Origin of the sequence: Paraburkholderia sp., from assembly GCF_036488795.1 — a bacterium.
GTDB lineage: Bacteria > Pseudomonadota > Gammaproteobacteria > Burkholderiales > Burkholderiaceae > Paraburkholderia.
Window position 1 is genome coordinate 1 of record NZ_DASXHA010000121.1, and the last position, 20679, is coordinate 20679.

At 60.3% G+C, this 20679-nt stretch carries 19 protein-coding genes and 1 pseudogene; 16 read left to right on the plus strand and 4 right to left on the minus strand.

Annotated features, from left to right (window positions below; all coding sequences use genetic code 11):
• Both VGH41_RS17450 and gyrB read left to right on the plus strand, forming a co-directional pair.
• A pseudogene (locus VGH41_RS17450) lies at positions 1–194 on the plus strand (DNA polymerase III subunit beta); the annotation flags it as partial.
• Between the two features lie 114 nt (positions 195–308).
• A complete protein-coding gene (gyrB, locus tag VGH41_RS17455) occupies positions 309–2780 on the plus strand; it encodes a DNA topoisomerase (ATP-hydrolyzing) subunit B (RefSeq protein ID WP_331598761.1) in 2472 nt (823 codons plus the stop codon).
• A gap of 144 nt (positions 2781–2924) precedes the next feature.
• Here gyrB and VGH41_RS17460 read toward each other — a convergent pair whose 3' ends face one another.
• Positions 2925–3281 (minus strand): nucleotide pyrophosphohydrolase, encoded by a 357-nt coding sequence (locus VGH41_RS17460; protein ID WP_331598762.1) that lies wholly within the window; start codon positions 3279–3281, stop codon positions 2925–2927.
• 434 nt (positions 3282–3715) lie between these two features.
• A complete protein-coding gene (locus tag VGH41_RS17465; RefSeq protein ID WP_331598763.1) occupies positions 3716–4570 on the minus strand; it encodes an AraC family transcriptional regulator in 855 nt (284 codons plus the stop codon).
• Positions 4571–4871: 301 nt separating this feature from the next.
• Between VGH41_RS17465 and eat the strand changes: the two genes are divergently transcribed.
• Genes eat through eutC form a run of 3 tightly spaced genes read left to right on the plus strand, consistent with a single transcriptional unit; the run spans position 4872 to position 8525 of the window.
• Positions 4872–6275: an ethanolamine permease gene (eat, locus tag VGH41_RS17470; RefSeq protein ID WP_331598764.1), complete on the plus strand. Its 1404-nt coding sequence runs from the start codon at positions 4872–4874 to the stop codon at positions 6273–6275.
• 43 nt (positions 6276–6318) lie between these two features.
• Positions 6319–7713: an ethanolamine ammonia-lyase subunit EutB gene (locus VGH41_RS17475; protein ID WP_331598765.1), complete on the plus strand. Its 1395-nt coding sequence runs from the start codon at positions 6319–6321 to the stop codon at positions 7711–7713.
• Positions 7710–8525 (plus strand): ethanolamine ammonia-lyase subunit EutC, encoded by an 816-nt coding sequence (eutC, locus tag VGH41_RS17480; protein WP_331598766.1) that lies wholly within the window; start codon positions 7710–7712, stop codon positions 8523–8525. The genes VGH41_RS17475 and eutC overlap by 4 nt, the downstream gene beginning before the upstream one ends.
• Positions 8526–8551: 26 nt before the next feature.
• Here eutC and VGH41_RS17485 read toward each other — a convergent pair whose 3' ends face one another.
• Together VGH41_RS17485 and adh are read right to left on the minus strand one after the other, a co-directional pair.
• Positions 8552–8944, minus strand: coding sequence for a DUF779 domain-containing protein (locus VGH41_RS17485; RefSeq protein ID WP_331598767.1), 393 nt, complete (start codon positions 8942–8944; stop codon positions 8552–8554).
• 62 nt (positions 8945–9006) lie between these two features.
• Complete coding sequence (gene adh / locus VGH41_RS17490) at positions 9007–10527, minus strand: aldehyde dehydrogenase (protein ID WP_331598768.1); 1521 nt, start codon at positions 10525–10527, stop codon at positions 9007–9009.
• 453 nt (positions 10528–10980) lie between these two features.
• On the opposite strand from adh, the gene VGH41_RS17495 reads away from it, so the two are divergent.
• The 11 genes from VGH41_RS17495 (at position 10981) to VGH41_RS17545 (ending at position 20177) form a co-directional block, all read left to right on the plus strand.
• On the plus strand, positions 10981–12054 hold the full coding sequence (locus VGH41_RS17495; protein WP_331598769.1) for a helix-turn-helix domain-containing protein: 1074 nt from the start codon (positions 10981–10983) through the stop codon (positions 12052–12054).
• Positions 12055–12405: 351 nt separating this feature from the next.
• Positions 12406–13323 carry a CsgG/HfaB family protein gene (locus VGH41_RS17500; RefSeq protein WP_331598770.1) on the plus strand — a complete coding sequence of 306 codons (918 nt, stop codon included), beginning with the start codon at positions 12406–12408 and terminating at the stop codon, positions 13321–13323.
• A 3-nt stretch (positions 13324–13326) separates the two neighbouring features.
• A complete protein-coding gene (locus tag VGH41_RS17505) occupies positions 13327–13677 on the plus strand; it encodes a hypothetical protein (protein ID WP_331598771.1) in 351 nt (116 codons plus the stop codon).
• Positions 13674–14045, plus strand: a complete 372-nt coding sequence (locus VGH41_RS17510; protein WP_331598772.1) for a DUF4810 domain-containing protein — start codon at positions 13674–13676, stop codon at positions 14043–14045. The genes VGH41_RS17505 and VGH41_RS17510 overlap by 4 nt, the downstream gene beginning before the upstream one ends.
• A complete protein-coding gene (locus VGH41_RS17515; protein WP_331598773.1) occupies positions 14042–14722 on the plus strand; it encodes a DUF799 domain-containing protein in 681 nt (226 codons plus the stop codon). Before VGH41_RS17510 ends, VGH41_RS17515 begins: the two co-directional genes overlap by 4 nt.
• 335 nt (positions 14723–15057) lie before the next feature.
• Entirely contained in the window at positions 15058–15258 is a 201-nt protein-coding gene (locus tag VGH41_RS17520) for a hypothetical protein (RefSeq protein WP_331598774.1), read from the plus strand.
• 33 nt (positions 15259–15291) lie between these two features.
• Positions 15292–16692, plus strand: coding sequence for an ATP-dependent RNA helicase DbpA (dbpA, locus tag VGH41_RS17525; protein ID WP_331598775.1), 1401 nt, complete (start codon positions 15292–15294; stop codon positions 16690–16692).
• A 305-nt stretch (positions 16693–16997) separates the two neighbouring features.
• Positions 16998–18152 (plus strand): pyridoxal phosphate-dependent aminotransferase, encoded by a 1155-nt coding sequence (locus VGH41_RS17530; protein ID WP_331598776.1) that lies wholly within the window; start codon positions 16998–17000, stop codon positions 18150–18152.
• 16 nt (positions 18153–18168) lie between these two features.
• Complete coding sequence (locus VGH41_RS17535; RefSeq protein ID WP_331598777.1) at positions 18169–19023, plus strand: carbon-nitrogen hydrolase family protein; 855 nt, start codon at positions 18169–18171, stop codon at positions 19021–19023.
• Between the two features lie 55 nt (positions 19024–19078).
• On the plus strand, positions 19079–19861 hold the full coding sequence (locus tag VGH41_RS17540) for an ABC transporter substrate-binding protein (RefSeq protein WP_331598778.1): 783 nt from the start codon (positions 19079–19081) through the stop codon (positions 19859–19861).
• A gap of 115 nt (positions 19862–19976) precedes the next feature.
• Positions 19977–20177 carry a hypothetical protein gene (locus VGH41_RS17545; RefSeq protein ID WP_331598779.1) on the plus strand — a complete coding sequence of 67 codons (201 nt, stop codon included), beginning with the start codon at positions 19977–19979 and terminating at the stop codon, positions 20175–20177.
• The last annotated feature ends 502 nt before the right edge of the window (positions 20178–20679 follow it).

Genomic DNA, 20679 nt, shown 5'->3' on the forward strand with positions numbered 1-20679 from the left:
AAGAAGAACTGGAAATTGCGTACACCGGCGACAGCGTCGATATCGGGTTTAACGTCACGTATCTGCTCGACGTGCTGGCAAACCTGAAGGTCGACATGTTGCAAGTGAGCCTGGGTGATGCCAGCTCCAGCGCGTTGATCACCATTCCTGAGAACGACGAATTCAAATACGTCGTGATGCCGATGCGCATCTAACGCGTCCAACATCAAGAAGAACACCAAGGGGCGCAGCGCCCCTTTGGCGTTTTTATTGTGTTTTGAAAAGTCCCGAGCAGCAACCAGGCAGCAACGCAGAACCGGAAAAAATCCATGACTGACACGAACAATTCGCAACCCGATAACAGCTACGGCGCCTCTTCGATCCAGATCCTCGAAGGTCTGGAAGCAGTGCGCAAGCGACCGGGTATGTACATCGGGGATACATCGGACGGCACCGGTTTGCACCACCTCGTCTTCGAAGTGCTCGACAACTCGATCGACGAAGCGTTGGCGGGGCACTGCAACGATATCCAGGTGATCATCCACGCAGACAACTCCATCTCCATCACCGACAACGGCCGTGGCGTGCCCACCGGCCTCAAGATGGACGACAAGCACGACCCGAAGCGTAGCGCCGCTGAGATCGTGATGACCGAGCTGCACGCCGGCGGCAAGTTCGACCAGAACAGCTACAAGGTGTCCGGCGGCTTGCACGGTGTGGGCGTGTCGTGCGTGAACGCACTCTCCGCGTGGCTGCGCCTGACGATTCGCCGCGACGGCAAGAAGCACTTCATGGAATTCCACCGTGGCGTGCCGCAGAACCGCATCATCGAAGAGATCGACGGTGTGGCCGTATCGCCGATCCAGGTGACCGGCGACACCGAAAACCGCGGCACCGAAGTGCACTTCCTTGCCGATGAAACGATTTTCGGCAATATCGAATATCACTACGACATTCTGGCCAAGCGGATTCGCGAACTGTCGTTCCTGAATAACGGCGTGCGGATTCGCCTGCTGGATCAGCGCACCGGCAAGGAAGAAGATTTCGCGTTCGTGGGCGGCGTGAAGGGCTTTGTCGAGTACATCAACAAGAACAAGGCCGTGCTGCATCCGAACATTTTCCACATCAGCGGCGAGAAAGACGGCGTGGGCGTGGAAGTGGCCATGCAGTGGAACGACAGCTACAACGAGAACGTGCTGTGCTTCACGAACAACATTCCGCAGCGCGACGGCGGCACGCACTTGACCGGTTTGCGTGCGGCGATGACGCGCGTGCTGAACAAGTACATCAACGATCACGAAGTCGCGAAGAAAGCGAAGGTCGAGACTTCGGGCGACGACATGCGCGAAGGCCTGTCGTGCGTGCTCTCCGTGAAGGTGCCGGAGCCGAAGTTCAGCGCGCAGACCAAGGACAAGCTGGTGTCGTCCGAAGTGCGGGCGCCGGTTGAAGATGTGGTGGCCAAGGCGCTGGAAGAGTTTCTGCTGGAAACGCCGAACGACGCGAAGATCATCTGCGGCAAGATCGTGGATGCGGCGCGCGCGCGTGATGCGGCTCGCAAGGCGCGCGAGATGACGCGTCGCAAGGGCGTGCTGGACGGCGTGGGCTTGCCTGGGAAGCTGGCGGATTGCCAGGAGAAGGACCCGGCGAAGTCTGAGATTTATATCGTCGAGGGCGACTCGGCAGGCGGGTCGGCCAAGCAGGGTCGCGACCGGAAGTTCCAGGCTATTTTGCCGCTGCGCGGCAAGGTGCTCAACGTCGAGAAGGCGCGTTATGACAAGCTGCTTTCCTCGGAGCAGATCGTTACGCTGATCACGGCGTTGGGTTGCGGGATCGGCAAGGACGATTACAACCTGGACAAGCTGCGTTATCACCGCATCATCATCATGACGGATGCTGACGTGGACGGCGCGCACATCCGCACGCTGCTGCTGACGTTCTTCTATCGGCAGATGCCGGAGATGATCGAGCGTGGCTATATTTATATCGCGCAGCCGCCGCTCTACAAGATCAAGGCGGGCAAGGACGAGCGGTATCTGAAGGATGCTTCCGAGCTCAATGCTCATATGCTGAAGCTGGCTTTGAACGGCTCGGAGCTGGTGCCGGGTGAGAATGCTACGCCGATTGCCGGTGATGCTCTGGGTGAGTTGGCCCGGTCTTACTTGCTTGCGCAGGCGGTGGTTGATCGCCTGAGCCGGTTGTATGACGCTGGCGCGCTCGAGGCTGTGATGGACGGGGTTGTGATCGATCTCTCCAGTCAGGAGGCCGCGGATGCTTCGGCCAAGGCGCTTGAAGTGAAGCTGAGGGATGATCCGCTGAAGCCTGAAGTGCGGGTGACCACGATGTACGACCAGGTGCGCGAACTGAGGTCGTTGCGCGTGTCGAGGACGCATCACGGCAATCAGAAGGTCTCTGTGCTGGATGAAGAGTTCCAGCTGACGGCTGATTACCAGCAGCTTGTGAATACGGCGCTGACTTTCAAAGGCTTGATTGGACCTGGCGCTGTGATCAAGCGCGGTGAGCGCAGCATGGCTGTGAACGACTTCAAGAATGCAATGAAGTGGTTGATTGCTGACGCCGAGCGGAATGTTTCCAAGCAGCGCTATAAGGGCCTCGGCGAGATGAATCCTGAGCAGCTTTGGGAGACGACGATGGATCCGGCCGTGCGGCGTCTGCTTCGTGTGCAGATTGAGGATGCCATTGCGGCTGATGGCATTTTCACTACGCTCATGGGCGACGATGTTGAGCCGCGTCGGGCGTTCATTGAGTCGAATGCGCTTAGGGCGGGGAATATTGACGTTTGAGTGTCAGTCAGGAATTCACGGGTCCGAACTCCGGACCCTGATTCGCCACAAGAAGCAGAGCAGCCCACAGCAATGTGGGCTTTTTTTTGCGTGCGTCTGGCTTGGCGCGCGGTCTGTGGGCGCACGTCGCACCTGGCCCGGCTATTAATCCTGGTAGTCGGAATACTTGCGCGAATCGCCGCGGACTTTTTCGGCCGGATACTTCAGCCGATTGATATCCATCTTTTCCAGACAGGCTTGATAGAGATCGACATCGAGCTTGTCTGCGAGGCGAACGAGATACAGCAAGACATCCGCCATTTCCTGACGAACGGCGGCTTGTTTGCGTTCGTCCAACTCGCGCTTGTCTCCAGAAGTCAGCCACTGAAAGGGTTCCAATAGCTCGCTTGCCTCGACGCTCAATGCCGTCGCCAGATTCTTGGGCGTGTGAAACTTGTCCCAGTCGCGCTCGTCGGCAAACTGGCGAAGGAGGTCGCGCAAGCTGGCTAAATCGCTTTGCATTTCAATATCCTTTGGGTTGGTGACTTCACCGCAAGCATGAGATCGCGTCGAGCGCCCTCTCGACCGCACCCGTGAAATGGAGCCAGTGAGCCAATAGCTCCGCATTTCTGTGAGAGCGACTTATCCACACTCCCCTCTGCAAAACTGCGGGATAACTCCTCTAACTTCCTGTGGGTCGAACTTTGATAAACCACATCTTTTCCGGACCGCCCAAGAAGTTGTCCCGACCTCAAGCGGCATGTCCACGCACAGCCCGTAGCGTTATCGGATCTGTAGTCCCTTGATCTATCGGCGAAGATTCCACTTATCCACAGAGAGTCGCCGTGCTTGTTAACTATTACTACGTATATATATGTATACAGTGAAGAACAAAGACAAGCTTCGGCAATACCGCCCGCAAATCGCACAGCCCAACAGCAATCGCCCAGCCTCTCTCAAACCAGTGGCAAACAGATTTCCGTCACCAGTTCCGCTGGCGCCGTATCTTTAGGATTATTCAAATACTCCTCGAACACGGGCGCATCCGCCGCCTCGCGCCCCGACTGCACCAGCCACTCTCCATACAGCCATTGATAGGCCGACGCCATATCCGCATACGGTCCCTTGTGCCGCAACACCGCATACTGCCCACCGCGCACTTCGGTCACCGTTACGGGCACATCAACATCAATGACGCGCGGCAATACCACCCCGGCCTTCGACCTCAACTCTCGCTCAGCCATGATCCCCGGATCGTCATGGAAAATCCCCACCATCCGCATCTCGGGCGACAGCAGGTTCCGCGCCGCAAGCCAGCCCACCAGCGTATCGAACGCCTTGCCGATCTGCATATACGAGCCCACGTGATCGACCGTCAATACCCGCATCGCCGGTACCTCACGAATTACCACTTCCCGCATGGTCATTTGATCGCCTCCTGATAGCGCCGGACGAAACCGGCTGTGTGTGCCTTGCTTGCGATATTGCGCGGGCGGCATGCCGAACGCGGCACTGAACGTACGGCTAAACGACTGCAAACTGCTGTAGCCGGATCGCGCCGCAATTTCGGCAATCGGCATGGATCCATTCGCCAGATAGCCGGCCGCCCGATGCAAGCGCAACCGGCGCACGGTGACTGCAACCGTCTCACCATGCATCGCCTGATAAATCCGGTGCCAGTGATACGGCGACAGGCAGGCGATTTCCGCGAGCCGGTCAATCTCGAGCGGTTCGTCGAGATGATCGTAAATATGGTCGAGCACCCGGTTTAGCCGTGCTTCGTAACGCGCCCGGTGAGTGAGATCGTTCATATTCGTAAGTGCCGAAGTCAGATCAAGCGTTCAGTGCAATCAAAAGTACCACGGCCGGATTTACCAAATCCTGCGAAAGTCAGACCGAATACCTCGGCCGGAAACTGACGCACTCGCCATTGCACCGCAACAAAAACCGCTAGAGCAACCGTCGCTGGGCCGCTTCCATCCATCTTTCATGTTTGCCGATTTTCGATAACGCCTCGATTAATGGCTCACTACCATCGCCTGAAGCCTGTCTGCTCGTGCCCGCACCTCGCGGCATCAAGCCCAGGACGACCGCCAAACCAGGGAGCTTCTGATGAAAGCAGAGTCGAAAAGCCAGCACGTCGGAAAAGTGACGCATCACGAGTTGAAGCAGACGCTCGGGACGTGGCAGTTGTGGGGCATTGCTGTCGGCCTTGTGATTTCGGGCGAATACTTCGGCTGGAGCTACGGCTGGGCCAGCGCCGGGACGCTCGGCTTTGTGTTCACGGCAATTTTCATCGCCGCGATGTACACCACGTTCATTTTCAGCTTCACCGAACTCACCACCTCGATTCCGCAGGCAGGCGGCCCGTTCGCCTACGCGCGCCGCGCGTTTGGCCCGACCGGCGGCTATCTGGCGGGCGCGGCTACGCTCGTCGAATTCGTTTTCGCGCCGCCGGCGATTGCGCTGGCCATTGGCGCCTATCTGCACGTCCAGTTCCCCGGTCTCGAGCCGAAGCACGCGGCCATGGGCGCGTATCTCGTGTTCATGGCGCTGAACATCGCCGGCGTGCAGATCGCCGCGGCATTCGAACTGTGCGTCACGGTGCTCGCCATTTTCGAACTGCTGGTGTTCATGGGCGTGGTGTCGCCGGGCTTCCAGTGGGCCAACTTCACCAAGGGCGGCTGGTCCGGCTCGGATACCTTCAGCATGGGCTCGTTCCACGGCATGTTCGCGGCGATTCCGTTTGCGATCTGGTTCTTCCTTGCGATTGAAGGCGTCGCGATGGCCGCTGAAGAAGCGAAAAACCCCAAACGCTCCATTCCGATCGCCTACGTCACCGGCATCCTCACCCTCGTGGCACTGGCCGTTGGCGTGATGGTATTCGCGGGCGCGGCAGGCGACTGGACCAAGCTCAGCAACATCAACGACCCGCTGCCGCAAGCGATGAAGTTCATCGTCGGCGAGCACAGCGGCTGGATGCATATGCTCGTGTGGCTCGGCCTGTTCGGCCTCGTCGCGTCGTTCCACGGCATCATCCTCGGCTATTCGCGGCAGATCTTCGCGCTGGCTCGCGCCGGCTATTTGCCCGAGTGGCTCTCGAAAGTGCATCCGCGCTTCAAGACACCGCATCGTGCGATTCTCGCAGGCGGCGTGGTCGGCATCGCCGCCATCTACAGCGACGAGTTGATCCAGTTCGGCGGTCAGACCCTGACGGCCAACATCGTGACGATGTCGGTGTTTGGCGCTATCGTGATGTATATCATCAGCATGTTGGCGCTCTTCAAGCTGCGCCGCTCGGAGCCGGGCATGGAGCGGCCGTTCCGCGCGCCGCTGTTCCCGGTTTTCCCGGCGTTCGCGCTGGTGGCCGCGCTGATTTCTCTCGGTACGATGGTCTACTTCAACTTTCTCGTGGCCATCATTTTCGCGATCTTTCTGGCGCTGGGCTACGTGTATTTTCTGCTGACGCGGCATCAGCGCGAAGTGGCGCCCGCCGACGCCTTGCTCGAAGATTGACGGATCAGGCCGCTGCGCGCGCAGCGGCGATGGAGTCGCAAAGATGAGCTATACGGAGATGATCGGCAGTCGCACCTATCGATTCGCAGATCTCAAGACGCTAATGGCGAAGGCGAGTCCGCTGCGCTCCGGCGACCAGCTCGCCGGTATCGCGGCGGCCAGCGAAGAAGAACGCGTGGCCGCCAGGATGGTGCTCGCGCAAGTGCCGTTGCGCACGTTTCTCAACGAGGCGTTGATCCCCTACGAAAGCGACGAGGTCACGCGCCTCGTGATGGACGACCACTCGCCCGAAGCATTCGCTGAAATCGCGCATCTGACGGTGGGCGATTTTCGCAACTGGCTGCTGGGCAGCGAAACCGATACGGCTGCGCTCACGCGTGTCACTCAAGGCCTGACGCCCGAAATGGTCGCAGCGGTTTCAAAACTGATGCGTAACCAGGACCTGATCGCGGCGGCGCGCAAACGTCCGGTGGTGACGCGTTTTCGCAATACGGTCGGTTTGCCGGGGCATATGTCCGTACGGCTCCAGCCCAATCATCCGACGGACGACGTCAAAGGCATCGCCGCTTCGATGCTCGACGGCCTGATGTATGGCTGCGGCGACGCAATGATCGGCATCAATCCCGCCACCGACAATCTCGCCGCAATCACCAGACTGCTGCTGATGATCGACGATTTCCGGCAGCGCTATCAGGTGCCGACGCAATCGTGCGTGCTGACCCACGTGACCAATACGATCGCGGCGATTGAAAAGGGCGCGCCCGTCGACCTGGTGTTTCAGTCGATCGCGGGGACGGAGAAGGCCAACGCGGGCTTCGGCATCTCGCTCGCGCTGTTGCAGGAAGCCTATGAAGCAGGCTTGTCGCTCAAGCGCGGCACAGTCGGCAACAACCTGATGTACTTCGAGACCGGCCAGGGCAGCGCGCTGTCCGCCGATGCTCACCATGGCGTCGACCAGCAGACCTGCGAAGTGCGCGCCTATGCGGTCGCGCGCAAATTCCAGCCGTTCCTTGTCAACACCGTGGTCGGTTTTATCGGTCCGGAGTATCTGTACGACGGCAAGCAGATCACGCGTGCCGGCCTCGAAGATCACTTTTGCGGCAAGCTGCTGGGCGTGCCGATGGGCTGCGACATCTGCTATACGAACCACGCGGAAGCCGATCAGGACGACATGGACAACCTGCTGACGCTGCTCGGCGTCGCGGGCATCAACTTCATCATGGGCGTGCCCGGCGCCGACGACGTGATGCTCAACTATCAGAGCACCTCGTTCCATGACGCGCTGTATGTGCGCGACGTGTTGGGCCTGCGACGTGCGCCCGAGTTCGAAGAGTGGCTGGAGTCGATGCAGATCGCCGACGCTCGGGGCGTCCTGCTCAACGGCGCGACGAAACAGCCGCTGCTGGAAGGTGCGCGCGAATGGATGGGGATGGCATGAGCAAGGACATCCTCGAAAAGAATCCCTGGGGCGCGTTGCGTCAGTTCACCAATGCACGGATCGCGTTGGGTCGCGCGGGCAACAGCTTGCCGACCGCGCCGCTGCTCGCGTTCAATCTGTCGCACGCGCAGGCGCGTGACGCCGTGCATCATCCGCTTGATGTGGACCTGCTGCATGAGCAACTGCGCGCCAACGGCTTTACCACGCTGGATGTGCATAGCGCAGCGCCGGATCGTGAGCACTATTTGCGCCGGCCGGATCTCGGCAGACGCTTGTCGGATGCGAGCCGCGAAGCGCTGACGCAAGCCGTCTGCACGGAGGATCCAGAAGTCGTATTCGTGATCGCCGACGGCTTGTCCGCATTCGCCGCATCCAGACAATCGATCCCGCTGTTGCAGGCGGTGTGCCCTCGTTTGACGGACTGGAAAATCGGGCCCGTGGTGGTCGCTCGACAAGGACGCGTCGCGTTGGGCGATGAGATCGGCGAGATCCTGCGCGCGAAGCTTGTGGTGATGCTGATCGGCGAGCGTCCGGGGTTGAGCTCGCCGGATAGCTTGGGCATCTACCTGACCTACGCGCCGAAAGTAGGATGCAGCGACGCCCAGCGCAACTGCATTTCGAATGTGCGTCCCGAAGGGTTGAACCATGCGGCCGCGGCGCACAAGCTTCACTATCTGCTGACGCATGCGCGGCGCCTGGGTTTGACGGGGGTGGGCCTTAAAGACGACAGCGAAGCTTTGCTGGAAGCGGCGCCTCAAACACCTGCAGTCGCCGCCGCGGCCCAGCCTCCTGTCGAAGATCGAAGGCGGTAATTGAAACGCAAGTGCCTACGCCTGATTTACGCGTCCACTCGTTCAACCGGATGCGCTTGCAGCCACGCCGTTTCGTCGTCCTCAAACACCCTTGAGCGCGTCAGAAACCTCAGTCCGGTCGGCCCCTCCAGGGAAAACATTCCACCCGTGCCCGGCACGACATCAATGATCAACTGTGTGTTCTGCCAGTATTCGAACTGAGATTCACTCATATAAAACGGCACGCCCGCAATGGTCCCCAGCTTCACATCGGATGAGCCCACTATGAAATCCGAGACCGGAAAGCACATCGGCGCACTGCCGTCGCAGCAACCGCCCGATTGATGAAACAGCACCGGCCCATGTTCGGCCTTCAGCTTGCCGATCAACTCCTCGGCGGCAGGCGTGACGATCACGCGTTCCACTTCCTTCACAGACATGATCCTTCCTCGCGAGGAAAAAGAGCGAACCGCGCGGCGGTTCGCTCACAGGAACGTCTGGCTTAGAAGAAGCCAAGCGGCTTCTGGCTATAGCTGACGAGGAGATTCTTGGTCTGCTGGTAGTGATCGAGCATCATCTTGTGATTCTCACGGCCAATGCCCGATTGCTTGTAACCGCCAAACGCAGCATGCGCGGGATACGCGTGATAGCAGTTGGTCCATACGCGGCCGGCCTGGATGCCGCGTCCCATGCGATACGCACGCGTGCCGTCGCGAGTCCACACGCCCGCGCCGAGACCGTACAGCGTGTCATTGGCAATTTCGAGCGCTTCCTCTTCGGTCTTGAAGGTCGTCACCGACACCACCGGTCCGAAAATTTCTTCCTGGAAGATGCGCATCTTGTTGTTGCCGCGGAACACGGTCGGCTTCACGTAATAGCCCTTGCTCAGTTCGCCGTCCAGCGAATTGCGCTCGCCGCCAATCAGACATTGCGCGCCTTCCTGTTTGCCGAGGTCGATATACGAGAGGATCTTCTCAAGCTGTTCCTGCGAAGCTTGCGCACCGATCATCGTCGCGCTGTTGAGCGGATGGCCTTGGGTAATGGCAGCCACGCGTTTCAAGGCGCGCTCCATGAAGCGATCGTAAATCTTCTCGTCGATCAGCACACGCGAAGGACAGGTGCACACTTCACCCTGATTCAGCGCGAACATCGCAAAGCCTTCGAGCGCCTTGTCGACATAGCTGTCGTCGTGATCCAGCACGTCGGCAAAGAAAATGTTCGGGCTCTTGCCGCCCAGTTCGAGCGTCACCGGAATGATGTTCTGGCTCGCATACTGCATGATCAGACGGCCGGTCGTGGTCTCACCCGTGAAGGCAATCTTCGCGATGCGCTTGTTCGAGGCGAGCGGCTTGCCTGCCTCAAGACCGAAGCCATTCACTACATTGATCACGCCTGCCGGCAGCAGATCCTGGATCAATTCGAGCAGAACGAGGATCGAAGCGGGCGTCTGTTCCGCGGGCTTCAGCACGACGCAGTTGCCTGCAGCCAGCGCGGGGGCGAGCTTCCACACGGCCATCAGGATCGGGAAATTCCACGGAATGATTTGTCCCACGACGCCGAGCGGTTCATGGAAGTGATACGCGACGGTGTCGTCATCCACTTCGGAAATCGAGCCTTCCTGCGCACGGACCGCGCCCGCGAAATAGCGGAAGTGATCGATGGCGAGCGGAATGTCCGCGGCCATGGTCTCGCGCAAGGGCTTGCCGTTGTCGATCGTCTCGGCGACCGCGAGGCGCTGCAGGTTCGCTTCCATCCGGTCGGCGATGCGGTTGAGGATGTTGGCGCGATCCGTCGTCGAAGTCTTGCCCCAGGCGGTCTTGGCGCGATGCGCGGCGTCGAGTGCGAGTTCGATATCGGCTTCACGCGAGCGCGGAATCGATGTGAACGGCTCGCCTGTAATAGGCGAGATGTTGTCGAAGTATTCGCCGCCGACGGGCTTCACCCATTCGCCGCCGATAAAATTCGCATACTGCTTTTTATACGGGAATTCGGTGGTCAGAAACTGCATTTCTGCGTGATTCATCTGTGTGCTCCTCACATGTTTGAATGGTGAATACCCGGTGCGGTAATCCGCTTGCCGCCTGTCGAATACGCCAGAAGCGTGCCAATTCGCGTAACGCGTGACCCTGTCCAGTGGGAGCAGGCATGGTCGCTGCCAGGAGGTCCGGATCTGTTCAATGTGTTCAGCGCATTGCGCGCCGTTTCTGCACAGGTGTTCGTGACATGTTCAGGAATTGAGCAGTGCAGCGTTCATATGCAGAGGATGGCTAGCGGAGTGCATTCGGCATGCGACTTGCGTTTCTCCTCCGTTCTTTTCCGCTCTCTTCCGACCGAACACGGAGTGATGAGCTTGGCTTGACTGAGATGCGCGCCGCACCGTTTTTTTGAAGCGCTATAGTGTTTCTGACTCACGTGTGCGGCACTGCTCGCGCCTTTTTTCTATTCGCTACGTGACTCGCTTACGGGCAGATCTGGTATGACGATTGATCTTTCTTGTGCGGCGGTTGATCGCAGTCACACCGCGGAGTCGACGCCGCCAACGCAGTTCCCGTCCGGCAGCTTCTGTGCTCAGACCCGCATCGCGCACGATGCCGACGAACAGGCGCGCAATCTGCACGGCTGGAGCCAGACCTACGATCAGCTCACCGCGGGCCGCTTCGTCGGTTCGATTACCGAGTTGTTTCTCGATCACATGCAGGTGTTTTGCGAAACGACGAGCCACACCTTGCGGCAGACCTGCGAGATCCGATCGGATGCGTACTGGTTCGGCATTCCGACTTACCGGGACGACTCGGGGCGCATCGACGCCAATGTGATCGCGGGCGACGCGCTCGCGTGCCGCCCGGGTGGCGTCGAATTCGAGTTGATCACGCCGCAAGGCTTCGAGATATTTGGCGTCGTGGTGACGGGCGAGGTGTTGCGCCGCTATGCGGCAGAAGTCGAACAGATCGGTCTTTCCGATCACGTGCTGAGCAACGAAGTGGTGCCCATTGGGCTCGACCACAAGGCGCGATTGTGCGCGTCGTTGCAGCAGGTGCTCGACCACGGCGCGGCAAGTCTGTCGCCGCTGTCTGCATTCGCACGCAACAATCTTCAGGCAGCGGTGCTCGCGGCACTGTTCGATCCAGGCGCGCTCACTTCATCTGAGCCGATTGCGATTCCCACGCGCCCGCGCCGGCAATGGATCGTCGCCGAGGCCCGCGACTACGTGCTGGCCAACCGCGAGCGCGCCGTGAGCGTGCCCGAATTGTGCGAGCGGCTGCATGTCAGCCGGCGCACGCTGCAATATTGCTTCCAGGATGTGCTGGGGATGGCGCCGGCCACCTATCTACGCACCATCCGGCTGAACGGCGCGCGCCGCGACCTGTGCGATGCATGGCGTGAGCCGCGCTCCGTCCAGGACGTCGCGGCCGCCTGGGGCTTCTGGCATCTGAGCCAGTTTGCGACGGACTATCGCAAGCTCTTCGGCGTGCGGCCATCGGACACCTTGAAGGCCGCGATAAGCGCAAGCACTCGCGCCGAAACAAACGTAGCCGTTTCAATCGCTTGATGTATGGCCGGCAATATTCCTTTTGCATAAAGAATCGGCGTACCTTCAAACATCAATGGCAGCCTTTAAAGCCGGATTCAACGAATCCTTAAAGGTTCGCATTGACCTGCCGATATAAAGACGTGCGCAGTGGTTTAGAAATTTCTTTGCGGCACGGTGAAAATCGCTAGATGCGTTGATTAACAACGATATTCTGAGCGAATTGCCGTGACTGGAAGAATCCATTGCGCATCAAATAAGCAGGCGCGCGAGCGGCAGGTCAACTGCAGCTAGAAGAGCGCGCCCGACCTGTAAAGCCAATTCGCATCGGGGAAAATGAAAATACGCTCTGCATGCGCCGTGACGTTCGTCATGGCGATGACTGGTTGTGCGACGGTTTCTGACCAGCCGACCAAGGTTGAAGCGCCGCAGCCGCGCATTCAGCAAACCGCCGCGCAAGAGGCACAAGCCGCGCCGGCCCAGAAAATCCTCAAGCGCAAGATTGCTATTGGGCGATTCACCAACGAGACGCGCTATGGCCGTACGTTCGTGACCGACTCGAGTCTCGATCCGCTGGGCAAGCAGGCAAGCGATATTCTCGCTGCGCGCCTCGTCGCATCGAAGCAGTTCATGGTCTTCGAGCGTCCGGATCTGAGCAAGATCGCAGCGGAACAGGGACTTGCGAAGGACGGCAAGATGATCGGCGTCGATACGCTGATCCTGGGCTCGGTCACAGAGTTTGGCCGCAGCACCACGGGTAAGGCCGGCTTCCTGAGTTCGACCAAGGTGCAGACCGCGCATGCGAAGGTTGAACTGCGGCTCGTCGACGTGAAGACCGGCTATGTGTTCTTCTCGGCGCAGGGCAGCGGTGAAGCGTCCACCGAATCGGGTGAGGTTGCGGGCTTCGGCAGCCGCGCGGACTACGACGGCACGCTCAACGACAAGGCGATCGCGGCCGCCATCTCCGATGTGATCGGCGCGATGATGACCAGGCTCAACGAGCGCCCGTGGCGCACGGACATCCTCAAGGTGGACGGCAGCACGGTGTTCATCACCGGCGGCCCGCGTCAGGGCATTCAACCGGGCGCGACGCTGCGCGTGTTCAAACCGGGCGAGTCGGTGCAAAGCGGCCAGACCGGCTTCCAGATTGCCTTGCCGGCGACGCCGGTGGCCACGCTGCGGGTCGTGAGTTCCTTCGGCGACGACGAGACCAATGAAGGCTCCGTCGCGCAGCTGGTGGGGGGCACGGTTCCCGCGAATGGCGCGGCCAAATACTACGTCGCGGAGTAACCCATGCGCACTCTCAGGAATCAATCCCGCGTGAGCGGCGTGTGGCTGTCTTGCGCCTTGGTCGTCGCGACGCTGGCTGGCTGCGCGATGCCGCAGTCGAAAGTCGAAAGCGGCGGCAGCCGTCCGACGCTCGCACTGCTCGGCGCGCCCGCGGATGCGACGCTGGTGCTCGACGGCACTGCCATGGGCCAGGCCTCGCAATACGATGGCGTGAAACATGTGCTGACGGTTGAAGAAGGCGCGCACACGGTGGAAGTGCGCCGCAACGAAACGGTCGTGCTCCGCAAGAAGGTCTTCGCGACCTCGGGAGAAACGATCAAGGTCGATGTAGCAAACGGGGAAGCTCAACCATGATGACAACGTGGATCAAGGGCGCCGGCGCAATCGCGCTGGTGGCACTGGCAAGCGGCTGTGCGCAGCAACAGACCGCCAAATACAACTGGGGCGACTACGAGTCCGCCATGTACAGCTATTACCGCACGCCGGCTGACAGCCACGCGTTCGCGGCCAAGCTGCTGGCGGCGATTCAGGCGTCGGAGGCGGCCAACAAGAAGGTGCCTCCGGGCATGTATGCCGAATACGGCGAACTGCTGTTCGAAGGCGGCGACAACGCCAACGCCGTCAAGTTCTTCACCAAGGAACAGACCACGTGGCCGGAGTCGTCCGTGCTGATGACCAACATGATCCGACTCGCGTCGACCAACCCGGCCCAAAAGCAATGAAGCTCGTTCAATCTGCCATTCGCGCGGCGTTTACCGCCGTGATCGTGTCCGCGCTGGCCGCATGCGCGCCGATGAACCAGGGGCCGCACGCCGACTACTCGGCATTTCGGGCGGCATCGCCGCATTCGATCCTCGTGGTGCCGGTGATCAACGAAAGCGTCGACGTCGACGCGCCGGACTTCTTCCTGTCGACCATTGCACGTCCGATCGCCGAGCGCGGCTATTACGTGTTCCCGGTCAACCTGACGAAGAAAGTGATGTCGGACGACGGCCTGTCCGACGCGAACATGGTGCACGGCAGCGACCCGACCGCACTCGGCAAGATGTTCGGTGCCGACGCAATCATGTACATCCGCATCAAGCGTTGGGATTCGAAGTACGTCGTGCTGAAGACCATCACGACGGTCGAACTCGATTACTCGCTCAAGAGCGGCACGACGGGCGAGGAACTGTGGAAGAGCCACCAGGTACTGAAGTATTCGCCGCAGGCGCAGAGCACGGGCTTTCTGGTGGGCGACCTGATTTCCGCGGCCATCACGGCGGCGGTCGAGAAAGCGAAGCCGGATTACATTCCGCTCGCGCGTCAGGCCAATTTGCGCGCCGTCGATCTGCAGGGCACGGGATTGCCGGCCGGCCCTTACGACAAAGCCTATGGGACGGATACGGCGGCGTATTGATGCATGACTGAAGCCGCGTGAAGTTCACCGGAACGGGCAGCCCAGGCTGCCCGTTTTGTTTTGTGGCTTCGGTTTGTGGGCGGGGCCGCCTCTGCGCATGGCGCGGCATGGCGGCGTAACTGGCGCGACCGGTGTGACCGGCGTGAGGCATGGGTGGCTTCCGGGCCCGATTTGTGGTCTCATCGACGAACTCAAGCAGTTGAAAACGCCATTGTCGGCGCTGCGCGAGCCATGCCGCAGCAGGCGGCCGCCCGCGGCGGACCTGCCGAACTCATCGCCTTGAAGGACGGATTGCAAGGCGAAGCAAACCATCGAATCGAAGTTGGAGAATCAACGTGTTTATATGTAGAAACCAGTCCTGCGAAGCACAGTGGGAACAGCCGGACGTCGTCATCAAGAACGAGGGCCAGGGGCTCCTGTTCCGTTGTCCGATGTGCGGTGCGCGCAACTACGTCGAGCGCTTTGACGCGGACGACGGCTCGGTGGTCTACGAGCAGATTGAAGGCCGTCCCTCACCTGGCCCCATGGCCGAATAGTCCCTGGCCTTCAGCCGATAGCGAGCCCTCCACATGAATAGTCCCACTCAAGCCGGCGCGCCGTTCAGCCAGTTGCCGTTGCCGCCCGCCGTGCTCGTCAATCTGACGCAGCTTGGCTACCTCGAAATGACGCCGATCCAGGCCGCGAGCCTGCCGATTGCGCTGGCCGGCCACGATCTGATCGCACAGGCGAAAACCGGCAGCGGCAAGACCGCGGCGTTTTCACTCGCGCTGCTGGCGCGCCTCGACGCGCGCAACTTCGACGTGCAGGCCATGGTGCTGTGCCCGACGCGCGAGCTGGCCGATCAGGTCACGCAAGAAATCCGGCGCCTCGCACGCGCCGAACAGAATATCAAGGTGCTGACGCTGTGCGGCGGCACACCGATGCGCCCGCAGACCGCGAGCCTCGAGCAGGGCGCGCACATCGTCGTCGGCACACCGGGCCGCATCATGGATCACCTCGAGCGTGGCAGTCTCGCGCTGGGCGCGCTGAACACGCTGGTGCTCGACGAAGCGGACCGGATGCTCGATATGGGCTTCTTCGACGATATCGCGACCGTCGTGCGTCAGTGCCCCAAGGAGCGGCAGACGTTGCTGTTCTCGGCGACGTATCCGGAAGGAATCGTCAAGCTGAGCCAGCAATTCCTGCGCAATCCGAAGGAAGTCAAACTCGAGGAACGCCACGACAACAGCAAGATTCGTCAGCGCTTTTACGAAGTGACCGAAGACGGGCGGCTGCATGCGGTTGGCCTGTTGCTGAATCACTATCGTCCCGTCAGCACACTGGCGTTCTGCAATACCAAGCAGCAGTGCCGCGATCTGCTCGACGTGCTGCGCGCGCAGGGCTTTCATGCGCTTGCGCTGCATGGCGAACTCGACCAGCGCGAGCGCGATCAGGTGCTGATCCAGTTTGCGAACCGAAGCTGTTCGGTGCTGGTGGCGACCGACGTCGCCGCGCGCGGCCTCGATATTGCGCAGCTCGAAGCGGTGATCAACGTCGACGTGACGCCGGATCCGGAAGTGCACGTGCATCGCATCGGCCGCACCGGCCGGGCGGATCAGGAAGGCTGGGCGCTGAGTCTCGCGAGCATGAACGAGATGGGCCGCGTCGGCAGTCTCGAGCAGGCGCAGGGGCGCGAGGTGGAATGGCATCCGCTGTCCGAGCTGACCTCGACCAGCAACGAACGTCTGCTGCCGCCAATGGAAACGCTGCAGATCCTCGGCGGCCGCAAGGAAAAGATCCGCCCCGGCGATGTGCTCGGCGCGCTGACCGGCGAAGCCGGTTTCGCTGGTTCGCAGATTGGCAAGATCAACGTGACGGAGTTCTCGACTTACGTGGCGGTTGAACGCACTGTCGCGCGTGACGCGTTGCGCAAGCTCAGCGCCGGCAAGGTGAAGGGCAAGAAGGTGAAAGTCCGCTTGATGGACGAGTAAGCCGGCGACGGCTGCGCTCGCCCGGGCGCAGCATCGAGCATCACGTTTCGTCATACCTCGGGCCGGTCTGCGGACGCCGCAGTCCGGCTCGACACCCTCTACGCCTCCCTGATCCATTCCACGCCACGGGTTCCCGGCCGGCTTTGGCCGGCCGACGTGCGTCATGGCCTCGCATGACGTAAACGCATGCCGCGCATGACAAACTATCGATTGTGACCGCGCGCCGGCTGATGCCTAATCGTCAAACCGGCTGGAGCGCCATCCAAAGGCGCACCGCAGCCTCGCCGTCAGATGGAGAAACTCTCATGCAGAGCGCCTTGCACGCCCGCTCGAAACTGCCTGATGTGGGCACGACAATCTTTACTGTGATCGGCCAGCTGGCCGCGCAACACGAAGCGCTCAACCTGTCGCAGGGCGCGCCGAATTTCGCGCCGGACCCGAAGCTGGTCGACGGCGTCGCGCAAGCCATGCGCGCCGGCCATAACCAGTACGCGCCGATGGCCGGCATTGGCGCGTTGCGCGAAGCGCTCGCCAGCAAGGTCGAGACGCTGTACGGCGTGCGCTATGACGCCGCGCGCGAAGTGACCGTGATAGCAAGTGCGAGCGAAGGCCTGTATTCGACGATCAGCGCACTGGTGCATCCCGGCGACGAGGTGATCTACTTCGAGCCGTCGTTCGACAGCTACGCGCCGATCGTGCGTTTGCAAGGCGCTAAACCAGTGGCGATCAAACTGTCGCTCAGCGACTTTCGCGTGAACTGGGACGAGGTCGCTGCGGCGATCACGCCGAGGACACGCATGATCATCATCAACACGCCGCACAATCCGACTGCGACCATATTCAGCGAAGCGGACATCGAACGCCTGAGGGCTTTGACGCGTAACACCGACATCATCATTCTCTCCGATGAGGTCTATGAACACGTGGTGTTCGACGGCGCGAAGCATCGGAGCATGGCGTGTCATGGCGAACTGGCCGAACGCAGCGTGATCGTGTCGTCGTTCGGCAAGTCGTATCACGTGACCGGCTGGCGCGTCGGTTATTGCCTCGCGCCTGCCGAGCTGATGGACGAAATACGCAAAGTCCATCAGTTCATGGTGTTTTCCGCGGATACGCCGATGCAATATGCGTTTGTGGATGCACTCGCCAGGCCTGAAACCTATCTGGGACTGTCGGCGTTTTATCAGCAGAAGCGCGACCTGTTGGCCCATGCGTTGCGCGAATCGCGTTTCGAACTGTTGCCGAGTGAAGGCAGCTTCTTCATGCTCGCGCGCTTTCGTGGCTTCTCAGACGAAAGCGACAGCGACTTCGTGCTGCGCCTGATTCGCGACGCGCGCGTGGCGACCATTCCGTTGTCGGCGTTCTACACTGACGGTACGGATTCGGGCCTGATCCGGCTGAGCTTTTCAAAGGACGACGCGACGCTGATTGAAGGTGCGCGGCGTCTGTGTGAGATCTGAGAATGAGGAATGCCGCATGAGTCAGATGCAGGAGACGCTCAAGGCTGCGGTTGTGCAGATGAGCAGCGGCGCGGACGTGGCGCGCAATCTTTCCGAAGCGCGGCGCTGGGTCGAGCAGGCTGCGCGCGCGGGTGCTGAATTGATTTGCTTACCTGAATATTTTTGCTGGATCGGCAGCGACGAAAGCGAGCGCGTGGCGCTTGCCGAAGCGTTTGGCGATGGACCGATCCAGCATGCACTTGCGCAACTGGCGCGCGACACGAAAACGTGGCTGATTGGCGGCACGGTACCCATCCGTCCGGCGAGCGGCGCGCAAATTGGGACACACGCATACAACACCGCCTTGATGTTCGATCCGGCGGGACAGTGCAGCGCGCGCTACGACAAGATTCATCTGTTCAGCTTCAACCAGGGCGCCGAGCAGCATGCGGAAGGCGACACGATGGTTGGCGGTGAAAGCGTCGGCACGGTATCTGGTCCGTTCGGCGCGTTGCGGCTTTCCGTTTGCTACGACTTGCGCTTTCCGGAGTTATATCGCGTCGGTCCGGCCGCCGATGTGATTGCGGTACCTGCCGCCTTCACGCACACTACGGGCCTCGTGCATTGGGAGTTGTTGCTGCGCGCGCGTGCGGTCGAAAATCAGGCTTATGTGCTGGCCGCAGGGCAATGTGGGACGCATCCGAACGGGTGGCGCACGTTTGGGCACAGCATGATCGTCGATCCGTGGGGTCAGGTGCTGGCGCGTCATGATGAGGAGCCGGGTATTGCCGTCGCGACGCTCACGCGCAGATTGCTCGACGAAGTGCGCGGGCGCTTGCCGGTGCTCGAGCACCGGCGTCTCGCCACGCCGCCGGATGTTGCACCGGCTTAACAGAGGTGTTTCGGCAGCTGCGAAGTGCACACAAAATTAAAGTAAGGAATCGACGATGAAACTGCTTGGGAATCTGGTTGCTCTCGCGTGCGCGCTGGCATCGGTTTCGGCGATAGCGGCTGATCCGGGCACGTTGCGCTTCGGGCTCGAGGCGCAATATCCGCCATTCGAATCGAAGGGGCCGGGCGGTGAGTTGCAGGGCCTCGATATCGACATCGGCAATGCCGTCTGCACGACGGCTCATGTGACATGCAAGTGGGTCGAGACGTCGTTCGACGGTTTGATTCCCGCGCTCGAGGGTCGCAAGTTCGACGCCATCAATTCGGCGATGAACGCCACCGAGAAGCGCCGCCGGGCCATTGATTTCACCAACGTGATCTACCGCGTGCCGACCCAACTGATTGCGAAGAGCAATAGCGGTCTGGTGCCGACGCCGGAGTCACTCAAGGGCAAGCGGGTGGGCGTGCTGCAAGAGTCGATCCAGGAGACTTTCGCGAAGGCTCATTGGGAAAACGCGGGCGTGAACGTGGTCTCGTATCAGGATCAGAACCAGATCTACTCGGACCTGGTGGCGGGACGTCTGGACGCGACACTGGTGTTGGCGCCGGCTGGGCAGAACGGATTCTTGTCACGACCGGATGGAAAGGATTTCGCGTTTGTCGGTCAGCCGGTGCGCGACGACAAGATTCTGGGTAGCGGGATTGCGTTTGGGATCCGGAAAGGGGATACCGCGTTGCGTGATCAGCTGAATACGGCGATTGCGAAAATACAGGCGGATGGGACGGTGAAGGCGCTGGCGCAGAAGTATCTTGGTGGGATTGATGTGACGCCGAAGTGAGAGGCTTGAGTGGGGCGCGGGCTTTTTTTCGATGATGATTGCGGTGCGGTTTCGAAATACGAACTGGCAAAGTAAAAAAACTACAGACCGGTTTTCTGCCGTCTGAGAAACATGCTTGTCCCCTACCGGCGGCACAACCAGCCGCACCACCACACAGAGCACCCAGGAAAACGCCGGCCAGGCCACCGCAGAGCGGGCCGACCTGGCCAGCGCTGCTTCTCGCGAGTGCCTGCATGCACACCTGCTGGCTGGTTTTCCGGTGCATCTGATGAAGCTCGAAGACGCCGAAACGTACGAGATTACTCGTAAGTGTTAGCTTCGCCATGACCGCCGTGAAATCGACCAACTTGAATACTGGTGACATTCGTTGCCGGTGTAATCATGTTTGCACGACATAACGGCGAGTCGCCCATTCAGATTTGTCTCAATTATTTAGGAATACGTCTTATATAGGAGGAGGCGAGAACATCGACTAGTGGCGTATCACCTAATCTCATCCCAATAAATAGAGAAGACGCTATTTATCCTTATTTGACTGAATCGTTGGAAATTCCAGACGGTCTCGGAGAGTTAATTTGACGTTTATCGCGCCGTGATTTCTAAATTGCGAACTTGCCCGGAATTGCGAATGCGACGCGTAGCTGGGAGTCGCCGCGGTTTCACCTGTTCCTCTCAACGAATTGGTATGCGTATGAATGCTGCGACCCAGTCTCTGACGGATGCGTTGAGTCATCCGGGCGCGCGCCTGACCCAGCGTCTACGCTTCTGGCTCGGCACGCTCGATCTCGGCCTCGACGTGCTCGACTTCAAGGTACGCG